Annotated in this window: 14 protein-coding genes; 12 read left to right on the top strand and 2 right to left on the bottom strand. The window is 63.4% G+C overall.

Going from position 1 to position 19,111, the window contains the following annotated elements; translation table 11 throughout:
• Positions 1-19: 19 nt before the first annotated feature.
• Entirely contained in the window at positions 20-3,313 is a 3,294-nt protein-coding gene (locus BM252_RS30415) for a class I SAM-dependent methyltransferase (RefSeq protein ID WP_139236703.1), read from the top strand.
• Positions 3,314-3,579: 266 nt separating this feature from the next.
• Here the strand turns inward: BM252_RS30415 and BM252_RS23615 are convergent, their stop codons facing one another.
• Positions 3,580-4,098: a transposase gene (locus BM252_RS23615; protein WP_093390127.1), complete on the bottom strand. Its 519-nt coding sequence runs from the start codon at positions 4,096-4,098 to the stop codon at positions 3,580-3,582.
• Positions 4,099-4,258: 160 nt separating this feature from the next.
• Here BM252_RS23615 and BM252_RS23610 point away from each other — a divergent pair, with 160 nt between their 5' ends.
• Positions 4,259-4,588, top strand: a complete 330-nt coding sequence (locus BM252_RS23610; protein ID WP_093390158.1) for an addiction module antidote protein — start codon at positions 4,259-4,261, stop codon at positions 4,586-4,588.
• A 13-nt stretch (positions 4,589-4,601) separates the two neighbouring features.
• Here BM252_RS23610 and BM252_RS23605 read toward each other — a convergent pair whose 3' ends face one another.
• Positions 4,602-5,978 (bottom strand): YihY family inner membrane protein, encoded by a 1,377-nt coding sequence (locus BM252_RS23605; protein WP_093390157.1) that lies wholly within the window; start codon positions 5,976-5,978, stop codon positions 4,602-4,604.
• 67 nt (positions 5,979-6,045) lie between these two features.
• On the opposite strand from BM252_RS23605, the gene wrbA reads away from it, so the two are divergent.
• The 10 genes from wrbA (at position 6,046) to BM252_RS23555 (ending at position 18,768) form a co-directional block, all read left to right on the top strand.
• Positions 6,046-6,654 (top strand): NAD(P)H:quinone oxidoreductase, encoded by a 609-nt coding sequence (gene wrbA, locus BM252_RS23600; protein ID WP_093390126.1) that lies wholly within the window; start codon positions 6,046-6,048, stop codon positions 6,652-6,654.
• Positions 6,655-6,698: 44 nt separating this feature from the next.
• Entirely contained in the window at positions 6,699-7,109 is a 411-nt protein-coding gene (locus tag BM252_RS23595; protein WP_093390125.1) for a DUF2069 domain-containing protein, read from the top strand.
• The gene (locus BM252_RS23590) at positions 7,106-8,533 is read left to right on the top strand and encodes an FAD-binding oxidoreductase (RefSeq protein ID WP_174900648.1); all 1,428 of its coding nucleotides are present in this window, start codon (positions 7,106-7,108) and stop codon (positions 8,531-8,533) included. Before BM252_RS23595 ends, BM252_RS23590 begins: the two co-directional genes overlap by 4 nt.
• A 20-nt stretch (positions 8,534-8,553) precedes the next feature.
• Positions 8,554-9,021 carry a DUF4124 domain-containing protein gene (locus BM252_RS23585; protein ID WP_245774406.1) on the top strand — a complete coding sequence of 156 codons (468 nt, stop codon included), beginning with the start codon at positions 8,554-8,556 and terminating at the stop codon, positions 9,019-9,021.
• Positions 9,021-11,669, top strand: a complete 2,649-nt coding sequence (locus BM252_RS23580; RefSeq protein WP_093390155.1) for an FtsX-like permease family protein — start codon at positions 9,021-9,023, stop codon at positions 11,667-11,669. Before BM252_RS23585 ends, BM252_RS23580 begins: the two co-directional genes overlap by 1 nt.
• Positions 11,670-11,683: 14 nt before the next feature.
• Entirely contained in the window at positions 11,684-12,799 is a 1,116-nt protein-coding gene (locus BM252_RS23575; protein WP_093390123.1) for a lipocalin-like domain-containing protein, read from the top strand.
• A gap of 38 nt (positions 12,800-12,837) precedes the next feature.
• Positions 12,838-14,685 (top strand): ABC transporter transmembrane domain-containing protein, encoded by a 1,848-nt coding sequence (locus BM252_RS23570; RefSeq protein WP_093390154.1) that lies wholly within the window; start codon positions 12,838-12,840, stop codon positions 14,683-14,685.
• Positions 14,686-14,845: 160 nt separating this feature from the next.
• Complete coding sequence (locus tag BM252_RS23565) at positions 14,846-15,934, top strand: threonine aldolase family protein (protein WP_093390122.1); 1,089 nt, start codon at positions 14,846-14,848, stop codon at positions 15,932-15,934.
• 97 nt (positions 15,935-16,031) lie between these two features.
• Positions 16,032-17,582: a DEAD/DEAH box helicase gene (locus BM252_RS23560; RefSeq protein ID WP_093390121.1), complete on the top strand. Its 1,551-nt coding sequence runs from the start codon at positions 16,032-16,034 to the stop codon at positions 17,580-17,582.
• Between the two features lie 211 nt (positions 17,583-17,793).
• Entirely contained in the window at positions 17,794-18,768 is a 975-nt protein-coding gene (locus tag BM252_RS23555; protein ID WP_093390120.1) for a thymidylate synthase, read from the top strand.
• Positions 18,769-19,111: the final 343 nt, after the last annotated feature.

The following is a 19,111-nucleotide window of genomic DNA, read 5'->3' as shown; positions in this document are numbered from 1 at the left end:
ACATTTATTCGGGGAAACAATGAGCCATCTTACCAATCGCGAAAAACGACTTAAACAAGAAGCCAAGGCAGCACAAACTGAACAGAAACAAAAAAATTTACTGATCTACCTCGGAGACTACGGTGATGTAGAGAATATACAAGAAGCTGCCGATGCAGCGTTTGACTCTCAGTTAAAAAACATTAGCCTCCCTTTAGCAATAGCCATTGGGCAAAATGAAACTGGAAGTATACTTGATATTGGATGCGGGAAAGGTGTACTACTTCAACGATTAAGTTCCGTTGACTCGTTTATGCAGAGAGAAAAATGGATTTATATTGGAATCGACAACGACATAAATACAACTATGGTTTTTGGCCTCGCCCAGTCATTAGGAATTCATAGACGAGTTGACCGAATGGACTTGGAAAAATTTTATGCCTCATGGCCAAGCATCGCATTTGCACCTACCCCACGTATCGTCGTGATACGGAATGTATTTCATGAATTAGACATCGATGATACAGTAAATTTATTGGATCATTTACGCAAAAATCTTCAGGTTGTTGACACTCTAATAATCCAAGATCTACAGGTTTTCCCAACCAGTGAACGCGGAAATGCGTGCTGGCTTCCGAATAATTTTTGCCAACTTCTCGAGTCCTTAGATTTCAACACTAATATGGTTTCGGAGCCTACACCTAAGGGAAATCGTTGGTTTGCCTTGCATTGTAAACTCCGCGATTCTGATTCCGATAGAGATATTACAATCGACTTCGTCCGTTCGATGGTTATATTAGAACGATCAAATCAGTTAAAGACTTGGGGCGAACTCGGCTGGTTAACGACAGATGATGGTAAATTTCGCGAAGTGCACATAGCCAAACTTGATTTTGATCTTCAATATGCTGCTCTTCAGCAGCAGCTTATTCGCATCAAAGTTCCTGGCATCGAGCCCCCGTCACGAACGCAAGAAGCGCAAATTCTTCAGAAATCGTTTGAACGCGCTCTGGCTGCATTCCGGCTAGCAGATGAGCCATCTGACAATCTCGTCATGCTTCACTCAAATTCCTTTAGAGATCGGGCAAACTATCAAGATAGCTTAGAAGAATTCCTTCGAATTGACCAAACAGTAACTTTAGTTTATGGCGGAGCCTTATCAGGAAAATCAGCACTAATTAAAGAAGTTCTATCAAAGCGCTCATATAAAAAACATGTGGTATTAATTGACGTTCAAGCATCGTCGAGCGTTTGGAATATTCTTGAACAATTCCTAGCTGGCATTGGCTGCACGATTATGCCTGAATTATTTTCCAGCTTAAAGAAAATCGCCTTTCTTGATCTCGCCGAAGTGATAGACAATTTTCTGGAGACTGTACTTCCACTCTCCATCATCGCGATAGATCATTTTGAACGCCTTATTGATCCCCTTGGTGAGGTGCAAGACCCCGAAATTCGTCATTTTTTAAAACGAATTAGTGACATCGCAGGTGCAAAATTAATAATAACAAGTCGAAATCGTCCAGATCTAGCATTTATCAAAAGTGAACATATATTCACCGTGCCAGGCTGCCCCATGGGCCGATTCCCCGAAGGAAATCATGTCGAAAACGTGCTCAATGACTTTGTGGATTTAAAAGAACTTGGTGCTGATGAGTATCCAGATGTACTAATTAAGGCGATTGATCGTCATCCATATCTCAGTGTGCTGGCGGCGCTTACGCTACGTAAAGATGGAGGCAAACGGTTAACTGACTCCGTATTTTTGGATAAACTCCGAGGGAAGATGCGGGAGGCGTTACTTCGTGACCTAGTTGATGACACATCGCGAAATGCAATTATTTGGCTCGCCCTAATAAGAATTCCTGTTCCTAGAGCTTTGGTGGAAGGCTTGGCTGGAAAGGTTAGTGTTGAAGCAGCAGAAGAGGCTGGACTGATTTACTGGGTTTACGACAAACACAGATCGGACTTAATTACCGTCCTCGGAGCCGGTATTCCATTAACCGAAAATAAGGATGACTTAATTTCCCCTGAGGATTTTGACTCAACCCACACTTTACAAGACAGCAGTGCGGAACATGCCCGTATTTCATCTGCGTTTTCGGAACTCTACAAAAAAGACGATGACCCAAGATGGTTACGTGAGGGGTATTATCACAAACTCGCGATGGGTGATCGCAACGAAATAGAAAAATTCGGCGCCTACTACAAAACAGAAATATTTTGGGCCTCAGATTATTCATACCGAATCCGAAAGGATTATGATGCAGCGCTCTGGGCGTTAGAAGTGGCGATGAAGTTAGGTCTGAAGAGCACTCAGGCAGAAATGAGACGAGCGTCTTGTCATGTACGCCTAAATATTGTTGGCGGCGAAGATGAATTTGAGGGGCTTATCGCGAAATATGAAGATGCTCCTCATATAAAAAATGCTTATGTCGACAGCCTGCTTTCGTTAAAACGATATGAAGATGCTTATAGAATTCTCTTAAAATACGAGCTAGATGAAAAATCCAGTCCTTGGGTAGCGCACGAGTTTGGTCGAGTATATTTTGGCTTGAAAAATTATGATAAAGCAGTACTCGCATTTGAAACGGAACTCCGCTCAGACGCAAATTCGGGCGCTTTCGTATATGACAATCTTGCTCGCGCCTATCAAAAGAAAGGGGATGCAATAAATGAGCAGCGCGTTTTAATGCAAGGTTTAAAACGGCATCCGGGGAGTAATCGCCTAAGACTAAGATATGCTTCGCACTTAATTCGAAATGGATCACAATCTGCGCTATCCGAAGCACTTCCAATTCTTAGCGGGCTTTGGGATAGTCATCGCACCGACGGACGAGTTTTACAACAGTATTGCAAACTACTTTGCTTGCAGGACAACGTAAGTAAAGCAAAAGAAATTTGGTTGAGTGTAAAAAATTCCATTTCCCAACGTGAATATAGTACCTCGATTGAGGTCGAAATTCTTATACATGAAAAAAAATGGGAAAGAGCGCTGGATGTATTGAAACAAATACCCCAGGAAAATGAACATCTTGTCGGAATGAAAAAAGAAGTGTATCTGGCATGGGCGAAAAATGAAAATGATATTTCAAAACGACGTGAAATAGCTGCACTCGGATTAGCCGTCCCCATGGATGCAAGCTTGGATAACAACATTCCAATTCTAATAACATCAGCAAGGCTTGCGTCTTTGGCAGAGGACAGCCAAAGCTTTGATAAAACATACGAAAAAGTAAAAAATATTAGCCCAGATGTTGCGAATGCACTCGTTGGAACTGTAGACGAAGCTAAACTTTCATTTTGGGAGGGCGAAAATTTTAGCCTGAGTTGAATAGCAAGCGGCAAGCTGGCGGGTCAAAATGCTCCGCCAGCGTCCACCTCAATTCCTCGTTCCACTGGCGTTTGTTCCAGCATGTAAATGCTTAAGGCCACCTCGAATAACTGGCTTTCGTAACGACGTAAAGGAAAAAGCGCCTGCCAGCCGACGTTGCTGGTAACAAAAGAATAGGTCGCGCGGCTGAGCGAAATAGGCGTTGGTGAGTGCGCGGCCGGATCTGGCGGTGGAAAAACTGCCCTTTCCAGCCGTTTTGCCCCTGTTTAGAACGGCGCCAGCCCGCGTTCTTTCAAGAAGACGAGCCGCTTCAAGTTGTAGCTGGCCGCTTTGAGGTGCAACGCGAAGGTGGTGCGCACGATGCCCAGGCATCGCACGAGTTTTCCGCCCATCTGCGCCAGCGCGCCGAACACATGCTCGACGCGCGCGCGCGGAGTGGCGATGCGGCGGTTGCGCCGCTTCTGCGCGGCGGAAATACCTTTGGTGGCGTGGCCCCGGCGCTGGATGTGGACATGCCAGCCGGCCTGCTTGAGCGCGCTTTCGCGCTCGGCGCTGGGGTAGCCCCGGTCGGCGTACACCGCTTTGCTGGTGTTGCTCGGATCGAGCAGGGCCTCGAAGACGGTGGTGTCGGCCACGGCGGCGTTGGTGACGGTGATTTTGCGGATGAGTTTGTAACGCTTGTCCACGCTGACATGGTTGGTTAAACCGACCAGCGGATCGCCGATCTTTGTACACCGATCTTCGCGTTCATGTTCTGCAAACAGGCTGATCCGGGGCTTCATCATTGTGGTACTCGTTGGTCGCGGGCTGATGCAGAATTTTACCGAACCGGCGAGCGGCAGGCTAGGTTTCTAGAGGTGGCCTAATGGGCGGGAGCAAAAAGCGGCAGGCGGCCGACATTCGGCTTGCCAAGCAATACTGGTTGGAATGGAAGAGCACGCAATCATGAACAAGCTGAAGAACGTTGTCTCGCATCGTGAGCGCGAAATCGCCGAATTAAGAGCCGATCATGCCTTGGCGGTTGAGTATCTGAGGGCGGCTATGGAGTCGCTGGACGATCCTGCCGACCGGGGAGCGGGCTTGGCCGCCTTGCGCGTCGTGGCGGAAGCCTACGGGGGCTTGGGGCTGGTTGCCAGCCAAGCGGGCATCAGCCGCGAGTCGCTCTATCGCGCCTTGTCACCGAAAGGCAATCCCACGCTGAAGACGCTGATCGCGATCCTGCAAACGGTGGGTATGCGCTTATCGGTGGAGGCCGCCACGCCCATTCCAGGGTAGGCCAGCCCAGGAGCTAGCGGCAATCCAACGGCCCAAAATGCTCCTCCAGCGTGCGCCCGAGCCCCTGCTCCACCGCCGTCTCCACATTGCGCGCCAGGGCCGCCGCGTCGCGCGCGGCCTGGATGTCGCGCTCGTCGTCGCTGTCGGCCACCACGCCGGCGTTGAGCGGCATGCCGCCGAAGACGAACAGGCGGTACACCTCGGCCAATGTCAGCCGCTGCACGTTGGCCAGCAGCACCCAGTGGTCCGAGCCGTCGCTGACGCGCTTGCCAAACTGCACCCGCAGCGGCGCCTCGACGTTGACCCGGCCGACCCAGCCCTCGGCCGCCATCCGCTCGAGCAGCATGTCCATCTCGTCGTAGCCGATGCGGGTGTTGGAGCGGATCTTGCGCGAGCTGACCAGCGCCGTGTCGCCGCATTTGCAGGCCACGTGCAGCACCTTGAGGATGGCGATGGCGTCGACGAACTCGCCGCCGGGCGCCGGCTCGTACCACCAGCGCTCGTACTTCACCACCGGCAGCGCGGCCACCAGCAGCGCGCCGAGCAGCGTGATGATCCACGACACGTACACCCACAGCAGGAACAGCGGCAGCGCGGCGAGCGCGCCGTAGATCTTCGAATAGGTGGGGAACTGGGTGATGAAGACGGCGAAGGCGCGCTTGGCCAGCTCGAACACCAGGCCGGCCACCAGGCCGCCCCAGGCGGCGTCGCGCCAGTCGACCTCGCGGTTGGGCACGGCCACGTACAGCAGCGTGAAGCCGGCGGTGGTGAGCGACAGCGACACTATCATGTAAAGCAGCTTGCCGAGCACGGGAATGTCGCCCACCAAATCGCTGGTGGCCAAGGAAAACTGCGCGGACATGGTCAGCGACACGCCGATCAGCAGCGGGCCGAGCGTGACGATGGCCCAGTACACCAAAATGCGCTTGGTCCAGCCGCGCTCGGTGCGCACGCGCCAGATGCGGTTGAAGACCTTTTCGATCATGCCCATCATGGCGATGGAGGTGACGATCAGCGCCACCGCGCCCACCGCCGACAGCCGCGTCGCTTTGCTGGCGAACATGGTCAGGTAATTGAGGATGGTGTTGGCGATCGCCTTCGGCATCACGCTCTGCACGAAGTAGGCTTCGAGCGAGGTGCGGAAGGTGTTAAACATCGGGAAGGTGGTGAAGATGGCCAGTGCGATGGTCAGCAGCGGCACCAGCGCGAACACGGTGGTGAAGGTGAGGCTGCCGGCCACCTGGGGCAGGCTTTCCTCGCGCAGGCGGCGGCGGGCGAACAGCGACAGGTCGCGCACCTCCTGCCAGGTGAGTGCGCGCACGGCGTCAAACCGATCGCGGCCGCTGCGGGAGAGGTAATGGAAAAACGGGGTCAAATATTTTAAAAACATGTAATCGATACTCAAAAGCGCGCGGACGGCACTGCTGCCGCCCTTCAAAGCGCCCTATAATACCAAGATGAACCAAGCAAATCTGATTATTCTCGTATTGTTTTACTCACGTCACGGCGCCACGCGCAAACTGGCCGAGCTGATCGCCCAGGGCATCGAGAGCGTTCCCGGTTGCGACGCGCGCCTGCGCACGGTGCCGGCCATCTCCACAGTGACCGAGGCGACGGCGCCGGAAGTGCCGGCCGAAGGCGCGCCCTACGTGGAGTTGGACGACCTGGCGGAATGCGACGGCTTGGCGCTCGGTTCGCCTACCCGCTTCGGCAACATGGCCTCGGCGATGAAGTATTTTTGGGACGGCACGGCGGCCCAGTGGCTGTCCGGCGCCCTGGCCGGCAAACCGGCCTGCGTGTTCACCTCCACCGGCAGCCTGCACGGCGGCCAGGAGACGACGCTGCTGTCGATGATGATCCCGCTGTTCCACCACGGCCTGATGGTACTCGGCCTGCCCTACACGAATCCGGAACTGATGACCACCGCCAGCGGCGGCACGCCCTACGGCGCCAGCCACTGGTCCGGCCTGGACGGCGCCAAGGCCATCACGGAGGACGAGAAACGTCTGGCCATCGCGCTGGGCAAGCGTCTGGCCGAGACGGCCGTCAAGCTGCGCGGCGCCTGATGGCGACTGTGCCAAACAAGATGCCTAACAATAGACAGACGACTATGCAGACGAATATGCAACGCTACTTCCACTGGGGCGCCATCGGCAGCCTGGTCACGCTGATCATCTGGTGCGTGCTGTGGGAGATGGTGCTGGCGCCGCTGCATCCGGGCGGCTCCTGGGTGGTGCTGAAGGCGCTGCCGCTGCTGATTCCCCTCCATGGCGTGATCAAGCGCGACATCTACACGCTGCAGTGGACGTCGATGGTCATCCTGCTCTACTTCACCGAAGGCGTGGTGCGCGGCTATAGCGACATCGGCACCCTGTCCGCCTGGCTGGGCTGGGGCGAGGCGCTGATCGTCTGCGTCTACTTCGTCTGCGCCGTCATGTACCTGCGGCCGTATAAAAAGGCGGCGAAGAAGATGGCCAAGGAACTGCTGGCCAAGGTCAACCAGACCAACCACTCCAAATGAACACCGCGCGCACCGATCTGCCGGCCTTCCTGGCGCGCTGCCGCGAGGTGGCGGGCGACGCCCATGTGCTGACCGACGCCGCCGACATGGCGCCCTTCCTCACCGATTGGCGCGGCCGTTTCACCGGCAAGGCCGCCGCCGTGCTGCGGCCTTCAACGGTCGAGCAGGTGGCGCAGTTGGTGCGGGCCTGCGCGCAGTGGCGTGTGGCGCTGGTGCCACAGGGCGGCAAGACCGGCCTGGTGCTGGGCGGCGTGCCGGACGCCAGCGGCGACGCGGTCGTGCTGTCGCTGGCGCGGCTGAACCGGGTGCGGGCGATCGACGCGGTCAACCACACGATGACGGTGGACGCCGGCTGCATCCTGCAGCAGGTGCAGGAGGCGGCGGCCGAACAGGCCCGGCTGTTCCCGCTGTCGCTGGCGGCCGAGGGCAGTTGCACCATCGGCGGCAATCTGTCGACCAACGCCGGCGGCACGGCCGTGCTCCGCTACGGGAACACGCGCGAGCTGTGCCTGGGGCTGGAGGTGGTGACGGCGCAGGGGGAGATTTGGGACGGTCTGCGCGGTCTGCGCAAGGACAACACCGGCTACGACCTGCGCGACCTGTTCATCGGCGCCGAGGGCACGCTGGGCGTGATCACCGGCGCGGTGCTCAAGCTGTATCCGCAGCCGAAGGCCAGCATCACGGCGCTGGCGGCGCTGGACTCGCCGGCGCAGGCCTTGCAGCTGCTGACTTTGATGCAGGAGCGCTGCGGCGCCAGCCTGACGGCCTTCGAGCTGATGTCGCGCTTTTGCCTGAACCTGGTCGGCAAGCACTTCCCGCAGCTGCCCAAGCCCTTCACACAGCCGCATGCGCAGTACGTGCTGCTGGAGCTGACCAGCAGCGAATCGGAGCAGCACGCCGTCGGGCTGTTGGAAGATGCCATCGGCGCGGCACTGGACGCTGGCATCATCGAGGACGCGGCCGTGGCCAGCTCGGTGGCGCAGTCCACCGGTCTGTGGCAGCTGCGCGAGCATATTCCGTTGGCGCAGGCGGCCGACGGCAAGAACATCAAGCACGATATTTCGCTGCCGGTGTCGCGCATCGCCGACTTCATCACCGCCACCAGCCCGCAGCTGGAGGCGGCCTTCCCCGGCTGCCAGCTGGTGTGCTTCGGCCATCTGGGCGACGGCAATCTGCACTTCAACGTAGCGCCGCCGGTGGGCATCTCCAACGAGGACTTCCTGGCCAACCAGGACAAGGTCAACCGCGTGGTGCACGACAGCGTGATGCAGTTCGCCGGTTCGATCTCGGCCGAACACGGCATCGGCGCGCTTAAACGCGACGAGCTGGCGCACTACAAATCGCCCGTCGAGTTGAACATGATGCGGGCGATCAAAGCGGCGCTGGATCCGCTGGGCATCATGAATCCTGGGAAGATACTTTGATTTTGACGACGAGTTCAACGATGCTTTCGACACTGCGTCCGGCGATGCGTTCGACCTTGCGTGCCCTGCTCGCGCTGACGCTGTGCGGCGCGGCCGCCACGGCCGGCGCGCAGACGGTCTACAAATGCACCGTTGACGGCAAAGTGACCTACACCGAAACGCCTTGCCAAAACGGTACCAGCACCGTGCTGGCGCCGCCGGCCGCACCCACCCAATCACCGGCAGCTGCGGCGGCCGAGCTGACGCGCCAGCAGCGCCTGTCCAAGGAGCTGGAGCAGGACCGCCACCGCGCCGAGGCGAAAGACGCCCGCGACATGGATCGCGTTGCCCGCGCCGCCGACGCGCGCCAAGCCAAGTGCAACAAGCTCAAACTGAACAAGAAGTGGGCCGATGACGATTTGAAGGGCGCCCCAATCGGGCGCGTCGAGTCGGCCCAACGCAAGGCCCGCCACGCCGCCGAGCAGTTGAAGCTCGGATGTCCCGGCTGATGCGGCCGGCCTCCCCCGCGAGCACTCAGGCGAGCGCCCCGGCATCTGCGCAGGCGCGCGCACAGACGCGCGTGCAAGCCAAGTCCTGGCGCCAGCTGTCGCGCTGGCTGCTGTTCGGCGAATGGCGCGCGCATCCGCTGCGCACGATCACGGCCATCGCCGCCATCGCCGTCGGCATCTCGCTCGGCTTCGCCATCCACCTGATCAATGCCGCCGCCTTCAACGAGTTCACCTCGGCGATCAAGGGCCTGTCCGGCCTGGCCGACGTGCAGGTCAACGGCACCGAGCCGCTGTTCGACGAGCAGATCTATCCGCGCCTGGCGGAACGGGCCGGCGTGGCCGTCGCCTCGCCGGTGCTGGAGATAGACGCCTCGGTGGCCGGCCAGCACAGCGCGCTGAAGATACTCGGCGTCGATCCCTTCCGCGCCGGCTTCATCGCGCCCGACCTGCTCGGCGCGCCGCAGCCGGACAAGGTGTTCGACACGCTGGCCGACGACGCGCTGTTCCTGTCGCTGGCGGCGCAGCAGTGGTTGAAGGTTGGCGTGGGCGCCAACGTGGCCCTGCAAGCGGGCACCGGCACCATACAGCTGCGTCTGGCCGGGCCGCTGCAACGGGCCCGCGCCGGCCAGCGCATCGGCGTGATGGACCTGGGCGCGGCGCAGTGGCGCTTCAACAAGCTGGGCAAGCTGTCGCGCGTCGACCTGAAACTGCGCGACGGCGTCAACCGCGACGCCTTCAAGGCCCAACTGGCGCGCGAGCTGGAACGCGACTTCCCCGGCCGCTTCCGCGTCAGCCAGCCCAATGACGAGGACCAGAACAGCCGCAACGACGGCATGAGCCGCGCTTACCGCGTCAACCTGACGGTGCTGGCACTGGTGGCGCTGTTCACCGGCGCCTTCCTGGTTTTCTCGACGCAGGCGCTGTCGGTGATACGCCGGCGCAGCCAGTTCGCCCTGCTGCGCGTGCTGGGTATGGAGCGTGGCCGTCTGCTGCGCCAGATTCTGCTGGAAGGCCTGAGCCTGGGTGTGGCCGGCTCGCTGATCGGCGTGGCCGCCGGCTACGCCATGGCCGCCGCCGCCCTGCGCTTCTTCGGCGGCGATTTGGGCGCCGGCTTCTTCTCCGGCGTCAGGCCCGAGGTGCAATTCACGCCCGTGGCGGCCGCCGTCTACTTCGCGCTCGGTGTCGGCGTCGCGCTGCTCGGCTGCGCCGCGCCGGCCTTCGAGGCGGCGCGCGCCAAGCCGGCCGTGGCCCTCAAGTCCGGCACCGAGGAGGCGGCCATGGCCGGCCTGGCCAAGGTGTGGCCGGCGCTGCTGTGCATCGCCCTGGCCGCCGCGCTGACGCAGGCGCCGCCCATCCTCGAGCTGCCGCTGTTCGGCTACCTGTCCATCGCCCTTCTATTAGTTGGCACCATCGCGCTGATGCCGCGCCTGGCCGCCATCGTATTCCGCTACGCCCACCGCCGCTGGAGCGCCGCCACCGCCAACCGGCCGAACGCGCCGGCCGTGCTGTCGCTGACCCTGGCGCGGCTGGCCAACGCCTCCAGCCAGGCCGGCATCGCGCTGGGCGGCGTGCTGTCGAGCTTCAGCCTGATGGTGGCGATGGCCATCATGGTGGCCAGCTTCCGCGTTTCGCTGGACGACTGGCTCCAGCAAATTCTGCCGGCCGACCTGTACGCCCGCACCGCCAGCGCCGGTAGCACGGCCGGGCTGCGGCCGCCGGAACAGGCGCTCATCGCCGCCCTGCCCGGCGTGGCGACGGCCTCCTTCCTGCGCGCCAAGGGCGTGTCGCTGGCGCCGAACCGGCCCAACGTGGCGCTGATCGCGCGGGGCGGCATCGACCCGGCCGATCCCGGCAAGTCGCTGGCGATGGTCGGCGCCACGCTGGCGCCGGCCGCCTTCCAGGGCTTGAAGCCGGTGTGGATCTCCGAGGCCATGGTGGACCTGTACGGCATGAAGCCAGGCCAGCGCATCGAGCTGCCGCTGGCCGGCAAGCTGCATCCCTTCATCGTCGCGGGCGTGTGGCGCGACTACACGCGGCCGACCGGCAGCGTTCAAATGCAGCTGAACGACTACCGCGCCATCACCGGCGACATGGACGCCAGCGATTCCGCCATCTGGCTCAAGCCCGGCACCGAGGCGGCCGACTTTGAAAAAAGCCTCAAGCAGCTGCCCTTCGGCGCCACGCTGGAGGTCAGCGTGCCGTCCGAGATCCGCGCCATGAGTATGAAGGTGTTCGACCGCAGCTTCGCCATCACCTATCTGCTTGAGGCGATCGCCATCATCATCGGCCTGTTCGGCGTGGCCGCCACCTTCTCGGCGCAGACGCTGGCGCGCGCCAAGGAGTTCGGCATGCTGCGCCACATCGGCGTCACGCGCGGCCAGATCCTCGGCATCCTGGCCATCGAGGGCGGCGCGCTGACCGCGCTGGGCATCGCCACCGGCTTCGTGCTGGGCTGGGTCATCAGCCTGATTTTGGTCTTCATCATCAACCCGCAGTCCTTCCACTGGACCATGCAGCTGCACCTGCCGTGGCCGCTGCTGGCCACCGTGGCGGCGCTGCTGCTCACCGCCGCCGCGCTGACGGCCCTGCTGTCGGGCCGCCAGGCGCTGTCCGGCGGGCCGATACGCGCAGTAAGGGAGGACTGGTAATGCGAGGACTGCGAATGCGCTTCACTTCACGACTCGCCGCACTGTGGGCGCCGCTGGCCGGCGCCCTCGCCCTGGCCGCCGGCCTCGTGCTGGCGCCGCTGCCGGCGCTCGCCGCGCCGCCGCAGTTCGCGGCGGTGGCGCCGCTGGCCACCCCGATGAGCTTCCCGGCCGCCTACGGCGCCCACCCGGACTACAAAACCGAGTGGTGGTACGCCACCGGCTGGCTCACCACGGCCGACGGCAAAACGCTGGGCTACCAGGTCACCTTCTTCCGCAGCGCCACCGAGCACGACCGCGCCAACCCCAGCCAGTTCGCGCCCAAGCAGCTGATCATCGGCCACGCCGCGCTGTCCGACCCGGCCGTCGGCAAGCTGCTGCACGACCAGCGCAGCGCGCGCGAGGGCTTCGGCCTGGCCTATGCCAAGGTCGGCGACACCGACATCAAACTGGACGACTGGCGCATGCGGCGCGGCGCCGACGGCGTCTACAGCGTCACGCTGGACACGCCGTCCTTCGCGCTGGCGCTGCGCCTGGCGCCCAGCCAGCCCCTGCTGCTGCAGGGCGAGGGCGGCTTTTCGCGCAAGGGGCCGCGCCCGGCCCAGGCCAGCTACTACTACAGCGCGCCACAGTTAACCACCACCGGCACCGTCACCCGTGGCGGCAAGGCGGAGGCGGTGAACGGCGTCACCTGGCTCGACCACGAGTGGTCCAGCCAGGTGCTGGACGCCGGCGCCACCGGCTGGGACTGGGTCGGCGCCAACCTGGCCGATGGCGGCGCCTTGATGGCTTTCCAGATCCGCAGCGCCACAGGTGGTAAACTATGGGCGCACGCGACATGGCGCGACGCGGCGGGCAAGATCACGCAGTACGCGCCGGACCAGGTCAGCTTTACCGCGCAAAGGCGGTGGCGTTCGCCCCGCACCAATGCAGAGTATCCCGTTGCCACCCTGCTCACCACCGGTTCGACCGTGTGGGGCGTCACCCCTTTGCAGGACGACCAGGAGTTGGATTCGCGCCGTTCCACCGGCGCGGTGTATTGGGAGGGCGCGGTGACGCTCACCCGCGACGGCGCGCCGGCCGGGCGCGCCTATCTGGAAATGACCGGCTATGTAAGTCCGATGAAACTATGAACACGCTCAACACGCTCACAACCGAAACCGCCAACACGATGACCACTAGCACCACCGGCAGCACCCAGCAAGCAGCGGCGCCCAGCGCCGCCACGGACAAGCGCGAGGCGAAGAAGGGCAGCCTGGCCGCCTTCAAGGGGCTGATGCCCTTCCTGCGACCCTACCGCCGCCAATTCGCCATGGCCGGCGTGGCGCTGGTGGTGGCGGCCTGCTCCACGCTGGCGATTCCGGCCGCGTTCAAGCAGATGATCGACCTCGGCTTCGGCGGCGCCAACGGCGGCAAGAGCATCGAGCACGTCGACTTGGTGTTCCTCGCCCTGTTCGCCGTCGCCACCGTGCTGGCCCTGGCCACCGCCGCCCGCTTCTACACGGTGTCCTGGCTGGGCGAGCGGGTCACCGCCGACATCCGCAACGCCGTCTACAGCCACGTCGTCACGCAAAGCCCCGAGTTCTTCGAGACCACGCAGACCGGCGAGGTGCTGTCGCGCATCACCACCGACACCACCCTGATCCAGGCCGTGGTCGGCACCAGCATCTCCATGGCGCTGCGCAACGTGCTGCTGTTCATCGGCGGCCTGGTGATGCTGTTCGTGACCAGCCCCAAGCTGTCGGCCATCATCATCGGCCTGCTGATTTTGACCGTGCTGCCGATCGTGATGTTCGGCCGCCGCGTGCGCAAGCTGTCGCGCGACTCGCAGGACCGCATCGCCGACGCCTCGGCCATGGCCGGCGAGATCCTCAACGCCATGCCCACCGTGCAGGCCTTCACCCACGAAAAAATCGAGTCGGGCCGCTTCGGCGCCTCGGTCGAGGGCGCCTTCGCCACGGCCATGCGGCGCATCCGCGCCCGCGCCCTGCTGACCATGATCGCCATCGTGCTGGTGTTCGGCACCATCGTCTTCGTGCTGTGGCTGGGCGCCCACGCCGTGCTCGAGGGGACCATGACGGGCGGCGACCTGGGCCAGTTCATCCTCTACGCCTCCATCGTCGCCGGCGCCATCGGCGCCCTGTCCGAGGTGATGGGCGAGGCGCAGCGCGCCGCCGGCGCCACCGAGCGCCTGCTCGAGCTGATGTCGGTGAAATCGCAGATCCAGTCGCCGGCCGTGCCGCTGCCGCTGCCGCCGCGCGCCGCCAACGGCGCCGCGCTGACGCTGTCGGACGTCAGCTTCAGCTACCCGTCGCGGCCGGACACGGCGGCCCTGGGCCACCTGTCGCTCGACATCAAGCCGGGCGAGACGGTGGCCGTGGTCGGCCCCTCGGGCGCCGGCAAGACCACGCTGTTCCAGCTGTTCCTGCGCTTCTACGACCCGCAGAGCGGCAGCATCAAGCTCGACGGCGTCGACATCACCCAGCTCGAGCTGCACACCCTGCGCGACGCCATCGGCATCGTGCCGCAGGACACGGTGATCTTCTCGGCCGACGCGATGGAGAACATCCGCTACGGCCGCGCCGGCGCCAGCGACGCCGAGGTGATCCAGGCGGCCAAGCTGGCCGCCGCCCACGAGTTCATCGAGCGCCTGCCGCAGGGCTACCAGTCCTTCCTCGGCGAGCGCGGCGTGCGTTTGTCCGGCGGCCAGCGCCAGCGCATCGCCATCGCGCGCGCGTTGTTGAAGAACCCGCCGCTGCTGCTGCTCGACGAGGCCACCAGCGCGCTCGACGCCGAGTCCGAGCGCCTGGTGCAGACGGCGCTGGAGGCGGCCATGGTGGGCCGCACCACCGTCATCATCGCCCACCGCCTGGCCACGGTGCAGCGCGCCGACCGCATCATCGTCATGGAGGACGGCAAGATCGTCGAGACCGGCACCCACTCCTCGCTGGTGGCGCTGGGCGGCATCTACGCCAATTTGGCCGCGCTGCAGTTCCACAGCGTGCACGTGCAGCACTGAACCCCGGAGCGGCCCGAATGCAGCCAGCCCAAAAAAAACCAGCGGCCTAAATCTAGGGTCAGACCCTAGGGTCTGACCCTGGTTCTCCGCCTCTGGGCAGTTTCGGAGCCGCTGGCAGCAATCCCGCCAGCCCCATCCTATTGATCAACCGGAGCCCGCCATGAACGACGCCGACCTGCGCCAGCAATGCCACACCGTCCTGCCGGGCCACCGCCAGGCGACGCCGGCGCAGACCTTCGCCGCCATGGCCGCCTGGTGCGAGGCCAACGACGTCGGCCACGACACCTACGGCGAGGGCGCGCTGATCCAGGAGTTCGAACGCAAGGTGGCCGGCCTGCTCGGCTGCGAGGCGGCCACCTTCTGCATCACCGGCACCATGACCCAGGTGACGGCGCTGCGCCTGGCCTGCGCCGAACGCGGCAGCCGGCTGGTGGCGCTGCACCCGACCGCCCACATCTTCCGCCACGAGCGCGGCAACCACCAACTGCTCGACCACTTCCAAGCGCTGCAAATCGGCGACCAGCACCGCCCGTGGACGCTCGACGAACTGCGCGCCATCCCCGACCGGCTGGGCGCCGCCGCCATCGAGATCCCGGCGCGCGAGATCGGCGGCCAGTGCCCGAGCTGGCAGGAGCTCGACGAGATCAAGGACCACTGCCGCTCGCACAACATCCACCTGCACATGGACGGCGCCCGCCTGTGGGAGGCCGCCGCCGGCTACGGCCGCACGCCGCAAGAGATCGCCGCCGGCTTCGACTCGATCTACGTCTCGCTGTACAAGGGCATCGGCGGCCTGGGCGGCGCCATGCTGGCCGGCCGCGCCGACTTTGTCGCCACGGCGCAGGAATGGTTCCGCCGCCAGGGTGGCAACGTGGTGCACCGCACGCCATACGTGGTGGCCGCCGCCATGCAGTTCGACGCCCGCCTGGCCGCCATGCCCGACTACTTCCGCCGCACCGAATGGCTGTACGAGCAGCTCCGCGGCGTGCCGCAACTGGTGCCGAACCCGGCGCGGCCGCAGGCCAACATGCTGCACCTGCACCTGCCGGTGGCGCGCGAGCGCGCCAACGAGATCCGCAACCAGGTCGCCGCCGAACACGGCGTCTGGCTGTTCAACCGCGCCAACCACGGCGCCCTGGCCGGCCACAGCGTGGTCGAGCTCTACGTCGGCGACAACCTGCTGACCCTGGCCGACGCGCGCGTGCGCGAGATCCTGGCGCTGTGGGCCGCCGCGCTGTCCGGTCCGTGACCTTCCGGCGGCCCGCCAAGCCGCCCAACTAATCCAGCAGAAGCGGCCGCCAGCCGCTACACTGCGCCCCTTCTTCAGAATTCACAGAATCCACACCATGAGCTTCCACACCCTCGGCCTGATCGACCCCATCCAGCGCACCCTAGACGCGCTGGGCTACACGGAACCGACGCCGGTGCAGGCGCAGGCGATCCCCGCCGTGCTGGCCGGCCGCGACCTGATGGCCGCCGCCCAGACCGGCACCGGCAAGACCGCCGGCTTCGCCCTGCCCATCCTACAGCGGCTGACCATGGACGGCGTGGTCGCGCCACAATCGGTGCGCTGCCTGGTGCTGGTGCCCACGCGCGAGCTGGCCGAGCAGGTCTACGACAGCTTCCGCCGCTACGGCGCCAGCCTGCCGTTGCGCTCCTATGTGGCGTATGGCGGCGTGGCGATCGAACCGCAGATCAGCAAGCTGCGCAAGGGCCTCGACGTGCTGGTGGCCACCCCCGGCCGCCTGCTCGACCTGTACGGCCAGGGCGTGCTCAACTTCGACTCGCTGCAAACCCTGGTGCTCGACGAAGCCGACCGCATGCTCGACCTGGGCTTCTCGCGCGAACTCAACGCCGTGTTCGACGCCCTGCCCAAGCAGCGCCAGACTTTGCTGTTCTCGGCCACCTTCTCCGACGCCATCCGCGCGCTGGCCGGCGGCCTGCTCAACAACCCGGTGCAGATCCAGGTCAGCCCGCGCAACACCGCCACCAAGACCGTCAAGCAGTGGCTGATCCCGACCGACAAGAAGCGCAAGCCGGAGCTGTTCCTGCACCTGCTCAAGCAGCGGCGCTGGGGCCAGGTGCTGGTGTTCGTCAAGACGCGCAAGGGCGTCGACGCGCTTGTCAAGATCCTGCTGGAGCAAGGCGTGGCGGCCGACGCCATCCACGGCGACAAGACCCAGCCGGCGCGCCTGCGCGCGCTGGACCGCTTCAAGACGGCGCAGGTGCAGGTGCTCGTCGCCACCGACGTGGCCGCGCGCGGGCTCGACATCGACGCCCTGCCGCAGGTGGTCAACTTCGACCTGCCGACCGTGGCCGAGGACTACATCCACCGCATCGGCCGCACCGGCCGCGCCGGTGCCGAGGGCGAGGCCGTCTCGCTGGTCTGCGCCGACGAGGTCGACCTGCTGGCCGAGATCGAAAAATTGACCCGCCAGGTGATCCGCCGCGAGGAGGAGCCCGGCTTCGAGGCCGACCACCGCGTGCCGGCCACCGGCCCGGCCGGCGCCGCCGCCGCGGTGGCCGCCACAGCAGCCAAGGAGGCGACGACTAAGAAGAAGCGCGCCTTCACCGGGCCGCCCGGCGGCAAGGCTGCGCCGTCGGGCGGCAAAGCGATGCCGTCCGCTGGCAAATCGACGCTTTCCGGCGGCCATCCCGGCCAGTCCAGCGCCACGCCGGTGGCCGGCCTGGGCGCCCCGGCGGCCAAGTCCGGCAAGTTCGGCGGCGGTGCGGGGGCCGGTGGTGGAGCGGCGCGGCGAGGTGGCCAAGCCGCCGGCGCGCCGGTGCCGAAAGGCGCCGTGTTCGTCACCGCCGGCCGGGGCGCCAAGTCGACCGCCCGCGCGGCGGCCCAGCCGGCCGCGCGCAAGGCCGCCAAGCCCGGCGGGCGCGGCCGTTAAGCGAGCGTGCACTGACATTGGCGAACCCACCGGCTTGAATCGAGGGTCAGACCCTAGGGTCTGACCCTGGCTCTGCGCCGCTGGGTGGTTTGGGCGCCGCCGGCACCTTGACCTTGCACCACGCCGCCACGAGGCGAGCCGAATGGCCGCCTGCTACAATCTACCCTTTCAAGACGCCCCCTGCGGCGCCAGTTCCACGTTGGAGTACCACATGCAGCAATACCAGGATTTGATCAAAACCGTTCTTGACACCGGCAGCTGGCAGAACAACCGCACCGGCATCCGCACCCTCAGCGTGCCCGGCGCGATGATGCGCTTCGACCTGCTCAACGACGGCTTTCCCGCCGTGACGACGAAGAAGCTGGCCTTCAAATCGGTGGTCGGCGAATTGTGCGCCTTCCTGCGCGCCTCGCGCAGCGCGGCCGACTTCCGCGCCCTCGGCTGCAAGGTGTGGGACCAGAACGCCAACGAGAACCAGCAGTGGCTGGACAACCCCTACCGCATGGGCGAGGACGACCTCGGCCCGGTCTACGGCGTGCAGTGGCGCGGCTGGCCCGGCTACAAGCTGATCGAAGCGGACCAGCCGGCGCAGATCGCCGACGCGCAGTTGAACGGCTTCCGCCTGGTCGCCCCCATCGACGACGAGGGCGTCAAGAAGGTTTTGCTGTACAAAGCCATCGACCAGCTGCGCGAGTGCCTGGACACCATCGTCAACAACCCGGGCAGCCGCCGCATCCTGTTCCACGGCTGGAACCCGGCCGACCTGGACGCCGTCGCCCTGCCCGCCTGCCATCTGCTGTACCAGTTCATCCCCAACGCCGGCACGCGCGAGCTGTCGCTCTGCCTCTACGTGCGCAGCAACGACATCGGCCTGGGCACGCCGTTCAACCTGGCCGAGGGCGCCGCCCTGCTGCATCTGGTGGCGCGCCTGACCGGCTACACGCCGCGCTGGTTCACCTACTTCATCGGCGACGCGCACATCTACGAAAACCATCTGGACATGGTCAAGGAACAGCTGACCCGCGCGCCCTTCCCGGCGCCGCAGTTCGTCATTTCCGACCGCGTGCCGGAATTCGCCAAGACCGGCAAGTACGAGCCGGAGTGGCTGGAGAAGATCGAGCCGTCGGACTTTTCGCTGGTGGGCTATCAGCACCATGCGCCGATTACGGCGCCGATGGCGGTGTAAACTCGCCTTTCGCACGCCGCTGCAGCAGTGTAAACGGGAGAAAAGATGCGCCCAGAAAAGTATCAAACGCACCTCGTTGACGCCTAGAACCTAATCGCAACCAGATGGATTGCGATTATCAACGCTGAAAATGCAGTTGACAGGGCAAGCCGGAGAAAGAAGATTTTCGAAAAAATCGCATCATTTTCTTTCTCTGAGGTGTCCGGAATCATGCAATTTGCGAGATTGCAAATTATCACTATCCCGAACAAAAGCACTGGGGAAACAATCATTCTGTTTCCGAAAATCGCAGGAAGCAGAACGGAAGCGAGCGAAATAATGCCCGCAAACATGGTGAATCCGC

The sequence above is a fragment of the Rugamonas rubra genome (assembly GCF_900114705.1).
GTDB lineage: Bacteria > Pseudomonadota > Gammaproteobacteria > Burkholderiales > Burkholderiaceae_D > Rugamonas > Rugamonas rubra.
The sequence above is the reverse complement of the archived record's forward strand: the minus strand, read 5'-3'. Positions and strand labels throughout refer to the sequence as shown.

What these genes read in the sequence shown, in the direction of transcription:
- BM252_RS23570 (WP_093390154.1), top strand. Translation starts at nt 12,838, where the DNA reads ATGACCACTAGCACCACCGGCAGCACCCAGCAAGCAGCGGCGCCCAGC.
- BM252_RS23615 (WP_093390127.1), bottom strand. Translation starts at nt 4,098, where the DNA reads ATGATGAAGCCCCGGATCAGCCTGTTTGCAGAACATGAACGCGAAGAT.
- BM252_RS23610 (WP_093390158.1), top strand. Translation starts at nt 4,259, where the DNA reads ATGAACAAGCTGAAGAACGTTGTCTCGCATCGTGAGCGCGAAATCGCC.
- BM252_RS23565 (WP_093390122.1), top strand. Translation starts at nt 14,846, where the DNA reads ATGAACGACGCCGACCTGCGCCAGCAATGCCACACCGTCCTGCCGGGC.
- BM252_RS23560 (WP_093390121.1), top strand. Translation starts at nt 16,032, where the DNA reads ATGAGCTTCCACACCCTCGGCCTGATCGACCCCATCCAGCGCACCCTA.
- wrbA (WP_093390126.1), top strand. Translation starts at nt 6,046, where the DNA reads ATGAACCAAGCAAATCTGATTATTCTCGTATTGTTTTACTCACGTCAC.
- BM252_RS23605 (WP_093390157.1), bottom strand. Translation starts at nt 5,978, where the DNA reads ATGTTTTTAAAATATTTGACCCCGTTTTTCCATTACCTCTCCCGCAGC.
- BM252_RS23585 (WP_245774406.1), top strand. Translation starts at nt 8,554, where the DNA reads ATGCTTTCGACACTGCGTCCGGCGATGCGTTCGACCTTGCGTGCCCTG.
- BM252_RS23590 (WP_174900648.1), top strand. Translation starts at nt 7,106, where the DNA reads ATGAACACCGCGCGCACCGATCTGCCGGCCTTCCTGGCGCGCTGCCGC.
- BM252_RS23580 (WP_093390155.1), top strand. Translation starts at nt 9,021, where the DNA reads ATGCGGCCGGCCTCCCCCGCGAGCACTCAGGCGAGCGCCCCGGCATCT.
- BM252_RS30415 (WP_139236703.1), top strand. Translation starts at nt 20, where the DNA reads ATGAGCCATCTTACCAATCGCGAAAAACGACTTAAACAAGAAGCCAAG.
- BM252_RS23575 (WP_093390123.1), top strand. Translation starts at nt 11,684, where the DNA reads ATGCGCTTCACTTCACGACTCGCCGCACTGTGGGCGCCGCTGGCCGGC.
- BM252_RS23595 (WP_093390125.1), top strand. Translation starts at nt 6,699, where the DNA reads ATGCAGACGAATATGCAACGCTACTTCCACTGGGGCGCCATCGGCAGC.
- BM252_RS23555 (WP_093390120.1), top strand. Translation starts at nt 17,794, where the DNA reads ATGCAGCAATACCAGGATTTGATCAAAACCGTTCTTGACACCGGCAGC.